General features: G+C 60.4%; 17 protein-coding genes and 1 other RNA gene. 14 read left to right on the top strand and 4 right to left on the bottom strand.

Going from position 1 to position 16,754, the window contains the following annotated elements; translation table 11 throughout:
- Window positions 1–179: 179 nt before the first annotated feature.
- The 5 genes from petA to CAF76_RS27400 all read left to right on the top strand — a co-directional run bounded on the left by petA (window position 180) and on the right by CAF76_RS27400 (window position 3,962).
- Window positions 180–773 (top strand): ubiquinol-cytochrome c reductase iron-sulfur subunit, encoded by a 594-nt coding sequence (gene petA, locus CAF76_RS27420; protein ID WP_007917031.1) that lies wholly within the window; start codon window positions 180–182, stop codon window positions 771–773.
- Window positions 773–1,984, top strand: coding sequence for a cytochrome bc complex cytochrome b subunit (locus CAF76_RS27415; protein ID WP_007956792.1), 1,212 nt, complete (start codon window positions 773–775; stop codon window positions 1,982–1,984). The genes petA and CAF76_RS27415 overlap by 1 nt, the downstream gene beginning before the upstream one ends.
- Complete coding sequence (locus tag CAF76_RS27410) at window positions 1,984–2,766, top strand: cytochrome c1 (protein WP_007956790.1); 783 nt, start codon at window positions 1,984–1,986, stop codon at window positions 2,764–2,766. Before CAF76_RS27415 ends, CAF76_RS27410 begins: the two co-directional genes overlap by 1 nt.
- A 148-nt stretch (window positions 2,767–2,914) precedes the next feature.
- Window positions 2,915–3,532 carry a glutathione S-transferase N-terminal domain-containing protein gene (locus CAF76_RS27405; protein ID WP_011335872.1) on the top strand — a complete coding sequence of 206 codons (618 nt, stop codon included), beginning with the start codon at window positions 2,915–2,917 and terminating at the stop codon, window positions 3,530–3,532.
- A gap of 16 nt (window positions 3,533–3,548) precedes the next feature.
- Entirely contained in the window at window positions 3,549–3,962 is a 414-nt protein-coding gene (locus CAF76_RS27400) for a ClpXP protease specificity-enhancing factor (protein ID WP_007956787.1), read from the top strand.
- 98 nt (window positions 3,963–4,060) lie between these two features.
- Here CAF76_RS27400 and CAF76_RS27395 read toward each other — a convergent pair whose 3' ends face one another.
- From CAF76_RS27395 to CAF76_RS27380, 4 genes are all read right to left on the bottom strand, one after another.
- On the bottom strand, window positions 4,061–4,639 hold the full coding sequence (locus tag CAF76_RS27395; protein ID WP_011335871.1) for a BON domain-containing protein: 579 nt from the start codon (window positions 4,637–4,639) through the stop codon (window positions 4,061–4,063).
- The gene (locus CAF76_RS27390) at window positions 4,636–5,229 is read right to left on the bottom strand and encodes a phosphoheptose isomerase (RefSeq protein ID WP_007928463.1); all 594 of its coding nucleotides are present in this window, start codon (window positions 5,227–5,229) and stop codon (window positions 4,636–4,638) included. Before CAF76_RS27390 ends, CAF76_RS27395 begins: the two co-directional genes overlap by 4 nt.
- 102 nt (window positions 5,230–5,331) lie before the next feature.
- Window positions 5,332–5,694, bottom strand: a complete 363-nt coding sequence (locus CAF76_RS27385; RefSeq protein WP_064599309.1) for a YraN family protein — start codon at window positions 5,692–5,694, stop codon at window positions 5,332–5,334.
- Complete coding sequence (locus tag CAF76_RS27380) at window positions 5,694–7,505, bottom strand: penicillin-binding protein activator (RefSeq protein WP_085649197.1); 1,812 nt, start codon at window positions 7,503–7,505, stop codon at window positions 5,694–5,696. The genes CAF76_RS27385 and CAF76_RS27380 overlap by 1 nt, the downstream gene beginning before the upstream one ends.
- Window positions 7,506–7,682: 177 nt before the next feature.
- Here CAF76_RS27380 and rsmI point away from each other — a divergent pair, with 177 nt between their 5' ends.
- From rsmI to mraY, 9 genes are all read left to right on the top strand, one after another.
- Complete coding sequence (rsmI, locus tag CAF76_RS27375; protein WP_085649196.1) at window positions 7,683–8,588, top strand: 16S rRNA (cytidine(1402)-2'-O)-methyltransferase; 906 nt, start codon at window positions 7,683–7,685, stop codon at window positions 8,586–8,588.
- A 73-nt stretch (window positions 8,589–8,661) separates the two neighbouring features.
- An RNA gene (gene rnpB, locus CAF76_RS27370) (RNase P RNA component class A) lies at window positions 8,662–9,015 on the top strand.
- A 403-nt stretch (window positions 9,016–9,418) separates the two neighbouring features.
- Window positions 9,419–9,874, top strand: a complete 456-nt coding sequence (gene mraZ, locus CAF76_RS27365) for a division/cell wall cluster transcriptional repressor MraZ (RefSeq protein ID WP_007917012.1) — start codon at window positions 9,419–9,421, stop codon at window positions 9,872–9,874.
- Window positions 9,871–10,818: a 16S rRNA (cytosine(1402)-N(4))-methyltransferase RsmH gene (gene rsmH, locus CAF76_RS27360; protein WP_039766256.1), complete on the top strand. Its 948-nt coding sequence runs from the start codon at window positions 9,871–9,873 to the stop codon at window positions 10,816–10,818. Before mraZ ends, rsmH begins: the two co-directional genes overlap by 4 nt.
- A complete protein-coding gene (gene ftsL / locus CAF76_RS27355; protein ID WP_007956777.1) occupies window positions 10,815–11,108 on the top strand; it encodes a cell division protein FtsL in 294 nt (97 codons plus the stop codon). Before rsmH ends, ftsL begins: the two co-directional genes overlap by 4 nt.
- Window positions 11,108–12,847 (top strand): penicillin-binding protein 2, encoded by a 1,740-nt coding sequence (locus CAF76_RS27350; RefSeq protein ID WP_170844883.1) that lies wholly within the window; start codon window positions 11,108–11,110, stop codon window positions 12,845–12,847. Before ftsL ends, CAF76_RS27350 begins: the two co-directional genes overlap by 1 nt.
- On the top strand, window positions 12,847–14,310 hold the full coding sequence (locus CAF76_RS27345; protein WP_085649195.1) for a UDP-N-acetylmuramoyl-L-alanyl-D-glutamate--2,6-diaminopimelate ligase: 1,464 nt from the start codon (window positions 12,847–12,849) through the stop codon (window positions 14,308–14,310). The genes CAF76_RS27350 and CAF76_RS27345 overlap by 1 nt, the downstream gene beginning before the upstream one ends.
- Window positions 14,303–15,670, top strand: coding sequence for a UDP-N-acetylmuramoyl-tripeptide--D-alanyl-D-alanine ligase (murF, locus tag CAF76_RS27340; protein WP_085649194.1), 1,368 nt, complete (start codon window positions 14,303–14,305; stop codon window positions 15,668–15,670). Before CAF76_RS27345 ends, murF begins: the two co-directional genes overlap by 8 nt.
- On the top strand, window positions 15,670–16,752 hold the full coding sequence (mraY, locus tag CAF76_RS27335) for a phospho-N-acetylmuramoyl-pentapeptide-transferase (RefSeq protein ID WP_007956769.1): 1,083 nt from the start codon (window positions 15,670–15,672) through the stop codon (window positions 16,750–16,752). The genes murF and mraY overlap by 1 nt, the downstream gene beginning before the upstream one ends.
- Window positions 16,753–16,754 lie beyond the last annotated feature (2 nt).

The following is a 16,754-nucleotide window of genomic DNA, read 5'->3' as shown; positions in this document are numbered from 1 at the left end:
ACAACTTGCCACATTCGTAGACCCCCTATACTACAAGGCTTGAGGGCCAGCCCTCCGGGTAATTACCTTGTCAGAATTGGGGGTTTTCATTACCATTCGGCAAAATTTTTATAAGTACATAGTTTCAATTTAGTAGACGCCTGATTTAACAGGCCACAAAGCTGATGGGAGAGGACTGAATGAGCAATGACGGCGTGAATGCAGGCCGGCGTCGCTTCTTGGTAGCAGCCACATCCGTGGTGGGTGCTGCAGGAGCGGTGGGGGCTGCGGTCCCGTTCGTGGGGTCATGGTTTCCCAGTGCCAAGGCGAAGGCTGCCGGAGCACCGGTGAAAGTGAATGTCAGCAAAATCGAGCCAGGACAGCAGATGATTGCTGAATGGCGAGGCCAGCCGGTGTTCATTGTCCGCCGTACCGAGGAAATCCTGGGGAATCTCAAAAAGATCGAAGGCCAACTCTCCGATCCGACCTCCAAAAACTCCACGCAACCCACTTATGTCGACCCTGAAGTGCGCTCGATCAAGCCGGAAATCCTGCTGCTGATCGGGATCTGCACTCACCTGGGTTGCTCACCGACCTTCCGTCCCGAAGTGGCACCCGCGGATCTGGGCAAAGACTGGGTAGGCGGTTATTTCTGCCCTTGCCACGGTTCCCACTACGATCTGGCTGGCCGCGTCTACAAGTCGCAACCTGCGCCTTTGAACCTGCCAGTACCCCCGCATTCCTATGAGACCGATGACCTGATTGTCATTGGCGTCGATACGGAGAAAGCGTGATGAGCAAGTTCATGGATTGGGTTGATGCACGCTTCCCCGCCACCAAAATGTGGGAAGACCATCTCAGCAAGTATTACGCTCCAAAAAACTTCAACTTCTTCTATTTCTTCGGCTCGCTGGCGCTGCTCGTTCTGGTCAACCAGATCGTCACCGGCGTCTGGCTGACCATGAGCTACACCCCGTCGGCGGAAGAAGCGTTCGCTTCCGTCGAATACATCATGCGCGACGTCGAGTACGGTTCGATCCTGCGCCTGCTGCACTCCACCGGCGCTTCGGCGTTCTTCATCGTGGTCTATCTGCACATGTTCCGTGGCCTGCTCTACGGTTCGTACCAGAAACCGCGCGAGCTGGTGTGGGTCTTCGGGATGCTGATTTATCTGGCGCTGATGGCTGAAGCCTTCATGGGTTACCTGCTGCCGTGGGGCCAGATGTCCTACTGGGGTGCCCAGGTGATCATCTCGCTGTTCGGCGCGATTCCGGTCATCGGCAACGACCTGACCCAGTGGATCCGTGGTGACTACCTGATTTCCGGGATCACCCTGAACCGCTTCTTCGCCCTGCACGTGGTCGCGCTGCCGATCGTGATTCTCGGTCTGGTGGTGCTGCACATCCTGGCGCTGCACGAAGTCGGTTCGAACAACCCTGACGGCGTGGACATCAAGAAGCACAAAGATGAAAACGGTATCCCGCTGGACGGCATTGCCTTCCACCCGTACTACACCGTGAAAGATATCGTCGGCGTCGTGGTGTTCCTGTTCATCTTCTGCTTCATTGTGTTCTTCTTCCCGGAAATGGGCGGTTACTTCCTCGAAAAGCCTAACTTCGAGCAAGCCAACCCGTTCAAGACCCCTGAGCACATTGCACCGGTCTGGTACTTCACACCGTTCTACGCAATCTTGCGGGCGGTCCCTGACAAGCTCATGGGCGTTATCGCCATGGGGGCGGCCATTGCGGTGCTGTTCGTCCTGCCATGGCTGGACCGCAGCCCGGTCAAGTCGATGCGCTACAAAGGCTGGATGAGCAAGATCTGGCTGGTGGTGTTCTGCATTTCGTTCGTGATCCTCGGCATTCTGGGCGTTCTGGCCCCGACGCCAGGCCGTACGCTGCTGTCGCAGGTCTGCACCTTCCTGTACTTCGCCTACTTCATTCTGATGCCGTTCTACACCAGGCTCGAGAAGACCAAACCGGTTCCGGAAAGGGTGACTGGCTGATGAAAAAGTTATTTTTTGCTCTGATTTTTGCTGCTCTGCCAGTGCTGTCTTTCGCGGCTGAACACGGTGGTCCGGAACTGGAAAAGGTCGACATCGACGTTTCCGACAAGGCTGCCCTGCAGGATGGCGCGCGTACCTTCGCCAACTATTGCATGGGTTGCCACAGTGCCAAGTTTCAGCGTTACGAGCGTGTCGCCGATGACCTCGGTGTTCCGCACGAGCTGATGCTGGAAAAACTGGTGTTCACCGGCGCCAAGATCGGCGATCACATGAACATCGGTATGCAGCCGGCCGACGCCAAGACCTGGTTCGGCGCAGCGCCGCCGGACCTGACGCTGGTGGCTCGTGTTCGCGGCACCGACTGGCTCTACGGTTACCTCAAGTCGTTCTACGAAGATCCTGCACGTCCATGGGGCGTGAACAACAAGGTCTTCCCGAACGTCGGCATGCCTAACGTGCTGGTCGGCCTGCAAGGTCGTCAGGTCGTAGGTTGCAAACAGGTACAGATCGTCGAAGACGGCAAGAAGCAATATGACCCGCTGACCGGTACGCCTTTGACTCATGAAGCGTGCGATCAGTTGACCATCGTGCCGAAAACCGGAACCCTCAACGAAGAGCAGTTCGATGAGAAGGTCAAGAATCTGGTAACCTTCCTGGCTTACTCGGCTAACCCGGTTAAGCTGCAACATCAGCGCATCGGTACTTACGTCTTGTTGTACTTGGCGTTCTTCTTTGTGTTCGCCTACCTGCTCAAGCGTGAATACTGGAAAGACGTGCACTGATAACGCTTCAAGCAATTGCTGTTAATCGCGCGCGCCCAAGGGCGCCTCTGAAAACGCAACGCCTGGTTCACCAGCCGTTGCGGGAGGCGCCCTCTGGGCGCGCGCGTTTTTCCGGCTCCGACTATTTCAACAAGCGAGGAGGATCGCCATGGGCGTGACCAATCGGTTGGCCTGTTACTCCGACCCCGCCGACCACTATTCCCACCGAGTGCGCATCGTGCTTGCAGAGAAGGGTGTCAGCGCCGAAATCATTTTTGTGGAGGCTGGTCGTCAGCCGCCTAAACTGATTGAAGTGAACCCTTACGGCAGTCTGCCCACGCTGGTCGATCGTGACCTGGCGTTGTGGGAGTCGACCGTGGTGATGGAGTATCTGGATGAGCGTTACCCGCATCCACCGTTGATGCCTGTGTACCCGGTGGCGCGTGCCAACAGCCGTCTGCTGATTCATCGTATTCAGCGCGACTGGTGTGGTCTGGTGGATCTGATTCTGGATTCGCGCACCAAGGAAGCGGCTCGTGCCGTGGCGCGCAAGGAATTGCGCGAAAGCCTGACGGGCGTGTCGCCGCTGTTTGCCGACAAGCCGTTTTTCCTCAGTGAGGAACAAAGTCTGGTGGATTGCTGCCTATTGCCAATACTCTGGCGTTTGCCGATTCTGGGTATAGAACTGCCGCGGCCGGCCAAGCCGCTGCTTGATTATATGGAGCGTCAGTTTGCGCGTGAGGCATTCCAGGCGAGTCTGTCTGGTGTCGAACGCGACATGCGCTAAGGCTTAAGGAGCCGCTATGAACTCCAGTCGACCTTATCTGGTCCGCGCGCTCTACGAGTGGATTGTAGATAACGATTGCACCCCGCACATGCTGGTCAATTCCGAGTACCCGGCGGTGCAGGTGCCACAGGGATTTGCCAGCGACGGGCAGATTGTCCTGAACATTTCGCCAAGTGCCGTGCGGCATTTGCACATGGACAACGACGTTGTGACCTTCGAAGGTCGCTTCGGCGGCGTCCCGCATAGTCTGTACGTGCCGATTGCTGCAATCCTGGGCATCTACGCCCGGGAAAACGGTCAGGGCATGGTGTTCGATCTCGAGTCGCCGATGGATGACGAGGACGAGATCGAGCAGGACGACGATGTTCCGCCACCGGACAGCGAGCCGCCGCGCCCAAGCGGCCGGCCAAGCCTGAAAGTGGTGAAGTAATAAAAAAGGCGATCCGGTTGGATCGCCTTTTTTGTGCCAGTGGGAGCGAGCCTGCTCGCGATAGCGCTTTCGTAAGCGCCACCGAGGGCAAGTCGTTCTCAGTCGATGTACTCGAACAGCTTCACAATCTTCTGCACACCGGAAACGCCCTGCACCAGATTGGTCGCCTGGGCGGCTTCCTGTTTGGTCAGCAGTCCCAGCAAGTAGACAATGCCGTTCTCGGTCACGACCTTGATCCGCGAGCCGGGAATGCTGGCGTCGGTGAGCATCTGGGTCTTGATCTTGGTGGTCAGCCAGGCATCGTTCTGGCGGGCCAGCAGGGAGGAGGGCTGCAACACTTGCAGTTCGTTATGGACCTTTTTCACGCGCTGAACGTTGGCGGCGGCCTGTTCGGCCTTCTCCTTGAGGTCCGCGCGCGGGGTCTGGCCGGCCAGCAGCACAACGCCGTTGAAGCTGGTGACGACGATGTGCGAGTCGTTGTCCAGGGCCGGATCGGCCTTGGCCACGTTAACGCCGACTTTGGTTTCGATCAGCGAGTCATCGATCTTGCTGCCGAAAGTGCGGGTGCCGCGGTCGTCTTCGATCGGCGCTTCACGGCTGGCATTCACCACAGAGGTGCAGCCGCTGATGCCGAGGCACAGGGTCAAGGCCAGAAGGCCAAGGCGATTAGGGGTCATTCTTCACTCCCGAACAGTTGGCTGTCGATCAGATCGCAAAGGCAATGGATCGCCAGCAAGTGGACTTCCTGAATACGTGCGGTGACGTTGGCCGGTACGCGAATCTCGACGTCTTCAGGCAGCAGCAGTGAAGCCATGCCGCCGCCATCGCGTCCGGTCAATGCTACGACAATCATTTCGCGATCATGTGCGGCCTGGATCGCCTGAATAATGTTCGCCGAGTTGCCGCTGGTCGAAATCGCCAGCAGCACGTCACCCGGCTGGCCGAGTGCGCGGATCTGCTTGGAGAACACTTCGTTGTAGCTGTAATCGTTGGCAATCGAGGTGATGGTCGAACTGTCGGTGGTCAGTGCGATGGCTGGCAGGCTAGGACGCTCACGCTCGAAGCGGTTGAGCAGTTCCGAGGAGAAGTGCTGGGCATCGCCGGCCGAGCCGCCGTTGCCGCACGAGAGCATTTTGCCCTCGTTGAGCAGGGCGTTGACCATCACCTGGCTGGCTTGCTCGATGTGCGGTGCAAGTACGTCCATCGCCTGTTGCTTGGTGTCGATGCTGGCCTGGAAAAGCTGGCGAATTCGGGATTGCATGTCCATCTGTGTGACCTTAATTAGCGCGGCTGTCCGGCACGTGAATGTGCAGCCCGCAAAGCAAAGAGCAAAAGTGTTGAGTGAAAGTGTCCGGGTCGGAGCAGGCGGTCAACTGTCGAACGCATTCTGCAACCAGTTCAGCTGACCGTGGCGGCTGTCGATGGCCACCACGTCGAAGCGGCAGGGGGAATTGGCCCAACGCGACTCGCGCTGAAGAAAATACTGTGCGGCGAAAATCAGTTTCTGCCGTTTGCGCTCATCGATGCTGTCGAGTGCGCCACCCCATTGAGTGTTCTTTCGGTAACGGACTTCGACGAATACTACTGTATCGCCATCAAGCATGACCAGATCAAGCTCACCGCGTTTGCATAACCAGTTCTGCGCCAGCAGGCGCAGACCCTGGTGTTGCAGATGCTCGAGCGCCTGGCGCTCGGCATCCTTGCCGCTTTGCAGGTGTGACCTGTCGGGCATCAGCGTGAAGTGTCCGGCAGGCGCTGAATCTGACCGCTGACGAACTGCGCCCATGGCAACTGACGCACAACGCGCTGGGACTGGGTCATGCCCAGGCTGCCCGACTGACCTTCGATACGGCTGTCCGGCAGTGCCTTGAGCTGATCCAGTCGTGGCGCCAGGCGGTAGGCGTCGACGCCCATCGCGTACAGGCGGCCCAGGCTGCCGGCGGCTTGTGGCCATTGCGCGGTGACCTGCTGGCGCAGCGGATCGCTGGTTTCCAGCAGCCACGGGGTTTCGCAGAAGCGCACGCCGTTCATGTCGTTGTACTGGTTCACGTCGCCGCTGGCGCTGAACACGTGGGAGGTCGCGTAGACCGGCACGTCACCGGCGTACTGGAAGTTCAGGGTAGGCTTGATCTGCTGCGCCTGCTGCGGAGTGGCGGCAAGGAAGATGAATTCGATGTCCTGGCGACGCGAAGGCTGGGCGGCAACGTTGGTGCCGGCAGCATTCTGCAGGCTCTTGGCGCGAGCTTCGCTTTGACGCAGCTGGAACATGTCGGCGATCTGCTGGGCCAGTTGCACTGGCTGATCGACGCGTTCGGTGGCGACGATGCTGCCGCCGTTGGCTTGCCAGTCCTGGCTGAAGGCGCGCAGGACGCGGTCGCCCCATTCGCCTTTCGGCACCATGATGGCGGCGCGGTGCAGGCCGTCGGCACGGGCGCGGCGGGAGACTTCGCGGGCTTCGTCTTCAGCGGCCAGGCCGAACTGGAACAGCTGCGCCGGGCCTTGGTCACCTTCGCTGTAGTTCAGAGCGAGGGTGGTGATCGGCAGTTGCGGGCGAGTGCTCAGCTGTTTGACCAGCGGCTTCTCCAGCGGGCCGACGACCAGTTGCACGCCATCGGCCTGGGCCTTGCGGTAGAACTCGTCGAGGTTGGTCAGTTTCGAGCTGTCATAGAATTCGATGGCCGGTGGTTTCTGGCCGGCTTGCTGAGCCTGATAGTGCGCGGCCATGAAGCCGTCACGCAGGGCCTTGCCGACCGAGGCCAGTTGGCCGTCCTGTGGCAACAGCAGGGCAATCTTGCTCAGAGGCTGGCTGGCCAGCTCCTTGAGTTTGGTCAGGGGCAGCGGCAGGTTGATTGCAGCTGGGTGTTTCGGATGCTGGTTGCGCCAGTTGTCGATGGCGGCTTGCTGTTGCTCCAGGGTGCCGGCGGTTTTCACTGCCAGAGCCAGGCTCATCCAGCCGCCAAGGTCATCGGTGGTGTTCGCTTGCAGTTGATCGGCCGGCAGCGACGCAATCAGGGTCCAGATCGCTTCGTGGTTCTTGCTGGCGGCTTCGCCTTCCAGCATCGGCGCGATGAAGATGCGTTCGCGGGCGGCCGCCAGGGTCTGGCCATCGGCTTCAAGGGCGCGGGCGTGAACGGTGCCGGCGCGAACTTGCAGCGGTACGGACATTTCGCTCAGGCGTTGCAGGCTTGGGTGGCTCAGGGCGGTCAGCGCGGCTTTCGGATGATTACGGGTCATGGCCAGCTCAGCAGACAGGGTGCTGGCGAATGCCTGCTGGCCAGGCTGGAGTTGTTCCATCGGCACTTGTTGCAGGATTTGCGCGGACTGTCCGGCATTGCCTTGGCGGTACGCCATGTCTGCCGCACTCAGGCGCAGCAGCGCAGCCTTATCCGGCGATTTGGCCTGGGCAGCCTGTTCGAGCAGTTGCTCGATAGTGGCATCCGGGGTCCGTGGAAGTTCGCCAAGGCTGGAGGAAGGGGAGCTGGCGCAAGCCGCCAGCAAGGCAGCGAGGCAGAGGGCAGTGAACAGCCGCAGGCAAGCGATCATGTAAGTGTTCCTGATACTCGATCAAATTAGCGTCGAATTGTACCCAAGCACTGGCCGGGGCGCGATGTTACTGGCGTGAAACCGTCAATTTAGCTGATACAAAGAGTGCGCAGCCTCACAATGGTGCGACAAACCGTGTCCGACCCGGACGCATCGTCCGGCGCACGACGCGCTACAATGGCGGCTTTTACCGATCATGAGGTGTGCGCTTTGACTGCTCCAGGTCCTTTGAATTCCGCTGCGGGCTCGCTTTATGTGGTGGCGACGCCCATCGGCAACCTGGATGACATCAGCGCCCGGGCGTTGAAGATCCTGCGCGAGGTGGCGCTGATCGCCGCCGAAGATACGCGCCACTCCCAACGCCTGATGCAGCACTTCGGCATTACCACGCCGCTGGCAGCCTGTCATGAGCACAATGAGCGGGACGAAGGCAGTCGTTTCATCACCCGTCTTCTGGCAGGAGACAACGTCGCGCTGATTTCCGATGCCGGTACGCCGCTGATTTCCGATCCCGGTTATCACCTGGTGCGTCAGGCGCGTGCTGCGGGGATCAATGTGGTGCCGGTGCCAGGTGCGTGCGCATTGATCGCGGCGTTGTCGGCTGCCGGTCTGCCGTCCGACCGTTTTATCTTCGAAGGCTTTTTGCCGGCCAAGGCCGTGGGGCGCAAAGCGCGCCTGGAAGCGATCAAGGAAGAACCGCGCACGCTGATTTTCTACGAGGCACCGCATCGCATTCTTGAATGCCTGCAGGATATGGAGGCGGTGTTCGGCGCTGATCGTCCTGCATTGCTCGCTCGTGAGATCACCAAGACTTTTGAAACCCTCAAGGGATTGCCGTTGAGCGAGTTGCGGGCGTTCGTCGAGGCGGACAGTAATCAGCAGCGCGGCGAATGCGTTGTGGTAGTGGCGGGCTGGACCGCGCCGGAATCCGAAGACGCCGTCAGCAGCGAGGCGATGCGCATCCTCAATCTGTTGCTGGAAGAGATGCCGCTCAAGCGTGCGGCGGCCTTGGCGGCGCAAATCACCGGTGAGCGCAAAAACGTGCTGTACCAGGTGGCGCTGGATCAGCAAAAAGACGCGTAACCCGTCGCGCAGACCGGTTTGCGGGCTATTAGCGCTTGTTCTTCGGCCGCTCTGCCGTTAACCTGCGCGGCGGAGAGTCGATCGGACAGTCGCTGCCCTCTATGAAAATTAGGGGGGGGAGGAAAGTCCGGGCTCCATAGGGCGAAGTGCCAGGTAATGCCTGGGAGGCGTGAGCCTACGGAAAGTGCCACAGAAAATAACCGCCTAAGCGCTTCGGCGCCGGTAAGGGTGAAAAGGTGCGGTAAGAGCGCACCGCACGTCTGGCAACAGTTCGTGGCTAGGTAAACCCCACTTGGAGCAAGACCAAATAGGGTCCCAAGGCGTGGCCCGCGCTGGGACCGGGTAGGTTGCTAAAGATGTCCAGTGATGGCCATCGTAGACGAATGACTGTTCAAGACAGAACCCGGCTTACAGATCGACTCTCCACCTTTTTCTTTTCCCTGCTTGAATTAAAGGCGACAGGGCTGTTTATTATCAGCAGGCCTGCGCTGGAAACCTGGCAGCGGCAAACGCAGTAATAGCCATTTCCCACCTTGCTTCAATCAACAGCAGAAGCGCTTTTGTAATACCGAAAAAATCTTACTCTTAACAAATTACTTTAACTTTCGAGCGCAGCTTTCAGTGCTGCTTCAAGTTATTGGATAAAAGCATCCGCCAGATTCTCGTTGCTCCTCCTTTTATGCTCCTAAATCTCCGTTCTGTAAGGGTTTTCCTTTAATCCGCGCCTTGACGGTGTGGTGGGCGCATTCCTATAGTGTGCGCAAGTGGCGGAAAGTGGCATGAAGTGGGTTTTTTGAGCTCAAAACGATAAAAATTGGAGAAACGCAGACGTGTTTCGCGGAGCTAACGCTATCAGTCTCGATGCAAAGGGCCGTCTCGCCATGCCGAGCCGGTACCGTGACGAGCTCGATTCGCGCAGCTCCGGCCAGTTGATCGTGACCATTGATGCCGTTGATCCATGTTTGTGTGTCTACCCGCTCGATGAGTGGGAAATTATTGAAACCAAGTTGCGCGCGCTTCCTTCGCTTCGCGAAGAGAACCGTCGTCTGCAACGTTTATTGATTGGTAATGCCGTTGACCTCGAGCTCGACGGCAGTGGTCGTTTCCTGGTGCCGCCGCGCCTGCGCGAATACGCGAAGCTCGACAAGCGCGCGATGCTGGTGGGCCAACTGAACAAGTTCCAACTGTGGGACGAAGATGCCTGGAACGCGGTTTCTGCCGCTGACCTGGCTGCCATACAACAACCGGGCGCCATGCCTGACGAACTGCGTGATCTGATCCTGTGACTATTGATAGCGGCTTTAACCACATCACCGTACTGCTTGACGAAGCCGTCGAGGCTCTCGCCGTACGTCCTGATGGCTGCTATCTGGACGGCACGTTCGGTCGCGGCGGGCACAGCCGGTTGATCCTGAGCAAGCTCGGGCCGGATGGTCGGCTCATCGGATTCGACAAGGATCCTCAAGCGATTGCCACCGGGCAAACGCTAGCGGCCGAAGACGGCCGCTTTGTCGTTGTGCAGCGCAGCTTTGCCGAGCTCGGTTCGGTGGTTGCCGAACAGGGTCTGGCCGGCAAAGTCAGCGGCATTCTGCTGGATCTGGGCGTGTCTTCGCCGCAGCTCGATGATGCCGAGCGCGGCTTCAGCTTCCTCAACGACGGTCCGCTGGACATGCGCATGGATCCGTCCCGTGGCATCAGCGCCGCCGAGTTCGTCAACACCGCGCCCGTGGAAGAAATCGCCCGTGTGTTCAAGGAATACGGCGAAGAACGCTTCTCTGGTCGCATGGCCCGTGCCGTGGCCGAACGTCGTGACATCACGCCGTTCGAGCGCACCGCCGATCTGGCCGAAGTGCTGAAAGTCGCCAACCCGGCGTGGGAAAAGGGCAAGAACCCGGCAACTCGCGCTTTCCAGGGCCTGCGCATTCACGTCAACAACGAACTGGGCGATCTGGAAGCGGGTCTTGAAGCCGCGCTCGAATGCCTGGAAGTGGGCGGTCGTCTGGTCGTGATCAGCTTCCACTCGCTGGAAGACCGTATCGTCAAACTGTTCATGCGCAAGCTGGTGAAAGGCGAAGCCGACAACCTGCCGCGCAACCTGCCGGTTCGCCACGTTGCGTTCGAACCGAAAATCAAAGTCCATGGCAAAGCGCAGACGGCCTCCGACGCCGAACTCAAAGCCAACCCACGTTCCCGAAGCGCCGTCATGCGCGTCGCGGAGAAGCTGCGGTGAGCAAGCTTTTCGCCAAGCCACTGCCCGGCGGCAGCTTTTTCATGCTGCTGTTGTTCATCGGCGTGCTCGTGTCGGCCATCGGCGTGTCTTACAGCGCTCACTGGAACCGGCAGTTGCTCAACACCCTGTACAACGAACTGAGCGTGCGCGACAAGGCGCAGGCCGAATGGGGGCGCCTGATCCTGGAGCAAAGCACCTGGACCGCCCACAGCCGGATCGAAGTACTGGCCACCGAACAACTGAAGATGCACATCCCCGGCGCGGCTGACGTGAAGATGGTGGCGCCATGATGAAACTCGAGGGGGCTCTTTTCCCGTGGCGCTTCCGTCTGATGGTGGCACTGCTCGGCGTGATGGTCGCGGCGATCTGCTGGCGCATCATCGACCTGCAAGTGGTTGACCGTGACTTCCTCAAAGGCCAGGGCGACGCGCGCAGTCTTCGGCACATTCCGATTCCGGCTCACCGTGGTCTGATCACCGACCGTAACGGCGAGCCGCTGGCCGTGAGTACCCCGGTGACCACGCTGTGGGCCAACGCCAAGGAAATGCAGACCGCCAAAGAGAAGTGGCCGGCACTGGCCGCCGCGCTGGGGCAGGATCCTAAAGCCTTGGCCGAACGCCTCGAAGCCCAGGCCAACAAGGAATTCATTTATCTGGTGCGCGGGTTGACCCCCGAGCAGGGCCAGGCCGTGCTCGACCTGAAAGTGCCGGGCGTCTACGGCATCGAAGAGTTCCGCCGGTTCTACCCGGCCGGTGAAGTCACCGCGCACATGGTCGGGTTCACCGACATCGATGACCACGGTCGTGAAGGTGTCGAACTGGCCTACGACGAATGGCTGGCCGGCGTACCCGGCAAGCGGCAAGTCATCAAGGATCGGCGTGGACGGCTGATCAAGGATGTCCAGGTCACCAAAAACGCCAAGGCCGGCAAGCCCTTGGCGTTGTCGATTGACCTGCGCCTGCAATACCTGGCCAACCGCGAACTGCGCAACGCGATCATTGAGAACGGTGCGAAAGCCGGCAGTCTGGTGATCATGGACGTGAAGACCGGCGAGATTCTCGCCATGGTCAACCAGCCGACCTACAACCCGAACAACCGTCGCAACCTGCAGCCGGCGATGATGCGTAACCGCGCGATGATCGATGTGTTCGAACCCGGTTCGACCATGAAGGCGATCTCGATGAGCGCCGCGATCGAAACCGGCCGCTGGAAACCGAGCGACACCGTCGAGGTGTATCCGGGCTCCCTGCAGATCGGCAAATACACGATCAAGGACGTATCGAAGACCGAAGGTCCGGTGCTCGACCTGACCGGCATTCTGATCAATTCCAGTAACGTCGGCATGAGTAAGGTCGCGTTCGATATCGGCGGCGAAACCATTTTCCGCCTCGCACAGAAAGTTGGCCTCGGCCAGGACACCGGCCTCGGCTTCCCGGGCGAACGTGTCGGCAACCTGCCGAACTACCGCGAGTGGCGCAAGGCCGAGACCGCGACGCTGTCCTACGGCTACGGCATCTCGGTGACCGCGATCCAGTTGGTGCACGCGTTCTCGGCGCTGGCCAATAACGGGCGTCTGGCACCACTGACCCTGATCAAAACCGACAAAGCGCCGCAGACCACCCAGGTGCTGCCGGAAGCCGTCGCCAAAACCATGCAAGGCATGCTGCAACAAGTGATCGAAGCCCCGCGCGGCGTGTTCCGTGCGCAGGTGCCGGCGTATCACGTGGGCGGCAAGTCCGGTACCGCGCGTAAGACATCGGTTGGCACCAAGGGCTATGCCGAAAACTCTTACCGCTCGCTGTTCGCCGGTTTCGGCCCGATGAGCGATCCACGTTATGCAATCGTCGTGGTGATCGATGAACCGACCAAGGCCGGTTACTTCGGTGGTCTGGTCTCGGCGCCGGTGTTCAGCCGCGTGATGTCGGGCACCCTGCGCCTGATGAACGTTACCCCGGACAACCTGCCGACCACACAACAGGCCAACGCCACCCCGGTCGTTCCGCTGAAAGCCAATGGAGGGCGCGGCTGATGTCTCTGAGTCTGAACAAGATTTTCCCCCACGCCGGCCATGATCTGTTGATCCGTGAACTGGCGCTCGACAGTCGCAATGTACGCGCGGGTGATCTGTTCCTCGCGGTGCCGGGCGGCAAGTTCGACGGGCGTGCGCACATCGCCGACGCCTTGCAGCGCGGTGCTGCTGCCGTGGCCTATGAAGTGGAAGGCGCAACGGTGCTGCCGATCACCGAAGTGCCGCTGATTCCGGTCAAGGGGCTGGCGGCGCAACTGTCGGACATCGCCGGGCGTTTTTACGGTGAGCCGAGTCATCACCTGAACCTGATCGGCGTGACCGGCACCAACGGCAAGACCAGCGTGACCCAGTTGGTGGCGCAGGCGCTGGACTTGCTCGGCCAGCATTGCGGCATCGTCGGCACCCTCGGCTCCGGTTTCCACGGTTCGCTGCAAAGCGGCCTGCACACCACGCCGAATCCGATTGCCATGCAAGCGACCTTGGGCGACCTGAAAAAGGCCGGCGCCAAAGCCGTGGCCATGGAAGTCTCGTCCCACGGTCTGGATCAAGGCCGGGTTACCGCGCTGGCATTCGATGTGGCAGTGATGACCAACCTGTCCCGTGATCACCTCGATTACCACGGCACCATGGAAGCGTACGCCGAGGCCAAGGCCCGGCTGTTCGCCTGGAATGACCTGAAGTGCCGCGTGGTCAACCTCGACGACGATTTCGGCCGGCAACTGGCCGCTGAAAAACGTGAGTCACGTTTGATCACTTACAGCCTGCTCGACAGCAGCGCCTATCTCTATGTGCGTGAAGCGCAGTTCGACGACGAAGGCGTGCGTGCCACACTGGTCACGCCGCAGGGCGAACACCATTTGCGCAGCACGCTGCTCGGCCGTTTCAACCTGAGCAACGTACTGGCCGCCGTCGGTGCATTGCTCGGTCTCGATTACGCCCTCGACGAAATTCTCAAGGTGCTGCCAAAGCTCGAAGGCCCGGCCGGTCGCATGCAGCGTCTCGGCGGCGGCACTCAGCCACTGGTGGTGGTCGATTACGCCCACACTCCGGATGCCCTGGAAAAAGTGCTGACCGCACTGCGCCCGCATGTCAAAGGCCAATTGCTGTGTCTGTTCGGCTGCGGCGGTGATCGCGATCGCGGCAAGCGTCCGTTGATGGCTGAAGTGGTCGAGCGTCTGGCCGACCGCGTGCTGGTCACCGATGACAATCCGCGCACCGAAGACCCGGCGGTGATTTTCGATGATATCCGCGCCGGCTTCACGGCTGTGGACAAGGTGACGTTCGTGGCCGGTCGTGGCCAGGCCATCGCGCAACTGATTGCCGGCGCTTCGGCGGATGACGTGATCGTTCTGGCCGGCAAAGGTCACGAGGACTATCAGGAAATCAACGGCGAGCGCCATGCATTCTCTGATCTGGTCGAGGCGGATCACGCCCTGACCGCGTGGGAGGTGGCCCATGCTTAAGGCCCTGAAACTCAGCGAGCTGACCAGCGCGCTCGACGCCCGCCTGATCAGCGCCGACGCCAGTTTTGACGGCGTGAGCATCGACAGCCGCGCGATCAAGGCTGGCCAACTGTTTATCGCCCTGACCGGCCCGCGTTTCGACGGTCATGACTATCTGAATGAAGTCGCCGCCAAAGGCGCCGTTGCTGCATTGGTCGAGCGCGAAGTCGCCGACAGCACGCTGCCGCAATTGCTGGTCAAGGACACTCGCCAGGCGCTCGGCCAGCTGGGTGCCTTGAACCGTGCCGCGTTCACCAAACCGGTCGCTGCGGTTACCGGCTCCAGTGGCAAGACCACGGTCAAGGAAATGCTCGCAAGCATCCTGCGCACACGCGGTCCGGTGCTGGCGACCCGTGGCAACCTGAATAACGATCTGGGTGCGCCGCTGACCCTGCTCGAACTCGCCCCGGAACAAAGCGCGGCGGTGATCGAACTGGGCGCCTCGCGTCTGGGTGAAATCGCCTACACCGTAGGGCTGACCAAGCCGCACGTAGCGATCCTCAACAACGCCGGGACCGCCCACGTCGGTGAGTTCGGCGGGCCGGAGAAAATCGTCGAAGCCAAGGGCGAGATCATCGACGGGCTGGCGGCCGATGGCGTCGCCGTGCTGAACCTCGATGACAAGGCGTTTGGTATCTGGAAGACCCGCGCCGGCGCGCGCAAGGTGCTGACGTTTGCCCTGAGCAACACTCAGGCGGATTTTTACGCCAGCGACCTGGCCACCGATGCCCGTGGTTGCCCGGCGTTCAACCTTCACACTCCTGAAGGTGTGGAACGGGTTCAACTGAACCTGCTCGGCACCCACAACGTCGCCAACGCCATGGCCGCCGCCGCTGCCGCTCACGCCCTGGGCGTGTCGCTGTTCGGCATTGCCACCGGGCTTGGCGCGGTACAACCGGTCAAGGGTCGCACCGTCGCGCAACTGGCGAAAAACGGCATGCGCGTGATCGATGACACTTACAACGCGAACCCCACCTCGATGTGCGCGGCCGTTGATATACTCGCCGGCTTTTCCGGTCGCACCGTTCTGGTGCTCGGGGATATCGGCGAGTTGGGCGACTGGGCGGAGCAGGGGCACCGCGACGTGGGCGAATACGCCCGGGGCAAGGTTTCCGCGCTTTACGCTGTCGGGCCGAACATGGTCCACGCCGTGAACGCATTCGGTAACGAGGCGCAGCACTTCGGCACACAAGCCGAACTGATCCAGGCCCTCGGCGCCGAGCAGGACACAAACACCACCATTTTGATCAAGGGTTCGCGCAGCGCAGCGATGGAAAACATCGTTGCGGCCCTGTGCGGGTCCAGTCTGGAGAAACATTAATGCTGCTGCTGCTAGCGGAGTATCTGCAACAGTTCTACAAAGGCTTCGCGGTCTTCCAGTACCTGACCCTGCGCGGGATCCTCGGTGTGCTGACCGCGCTGGTCTTGTCGCTGTGCTACGGCCCGTGGATGATCCGCACCCTGCAGAACCGTCAGATCGGCCAGTCCGTTCGTAACGACGGCCCGCAATCGCACCTGTCCAAATCCGGTACGCCGACCATGGGCGGTGCGCTGATTCTGTCTTCGATCGGAGTCAGCACTCTGCTGTGGGCTGACCTGAGCAACCGCTACGTGTGGGTCGTGCTGCTGGTGACCCTGCTGTTCGGCGCCATCGGCTGGGTCGACGACTACCGCAAGGTGATCGAGAAGAACTCCCGTGGCCTGCCGAGCCGCTGGAAATATTTCTGGCAGTCGGTGTTCGGCCTCGGTGCGGCGATCTTCCTTTATATGACGGCCAGCACACCGGTGGAAACCACCCTGATCCTGCCGATGCTCAAGGACTACAGCATTCCGCTGGGCGCGGGTTTCATCGTGCTGACGTACTTTGTGATCGTCGGTTCGAGCAACGCGGTCAACCTCACCGACGGCCTCGACGGCCTGGCGATCATGCCGACAGTGATGGTGGGCGGTGGCCTGGGCATCTTCTGCTACCTGTCGGGTAACGTGAAATTTGCTGAGTACCTGCTGATCCCTTACGTACCTGGCGCAGGCGAGCTGATCGTGTTCTGCGGCGCGCTGATCGGTGCCGGCCTGGGCTTCCTGTGGTTCAACACCTACCCGGCGCAAGTCTTCATGGGTGACGTTGGCGCACTGGCGCTGGGCGCGGCCCTGGGCACCATCGCGGTGATCGTCCGTCAGGAAATCGTCCTGTTCATCATGGGCGGCGTGTTCGTGATGGAAACCCTGTCAGTCGTCATTCAGGTTGCGTCCTTTAAGCTGACCGGTCGCCGTGTGTTCCGCATGGCGCCGATTCACCACCACTTTGAACTCAAGGGCTGGCCCGAGCCGCGCGTGATCGTCCGTTTCTGGATCATCACCGTGATTCTCGTGCTGATCGGCCTTGCCACCCTGAAGCTGAGGTAGAA

It is taken from the genome of Pseudomonas sp. B40(2017) (assembly GCF_002112855.1).
In the GTDB taxonomy this organism is placed as follows: domain Bacteria; phylum Pseudomonadota; class Gammaproteobacteria; order Pseudomonadales; family Pseudomonadaceae; genus Aquipseudomonas; species Aquipseudomonas pharyngis.
This window is presented reverse-complemented; position numbering and strand designations above follow the sequence as displayed.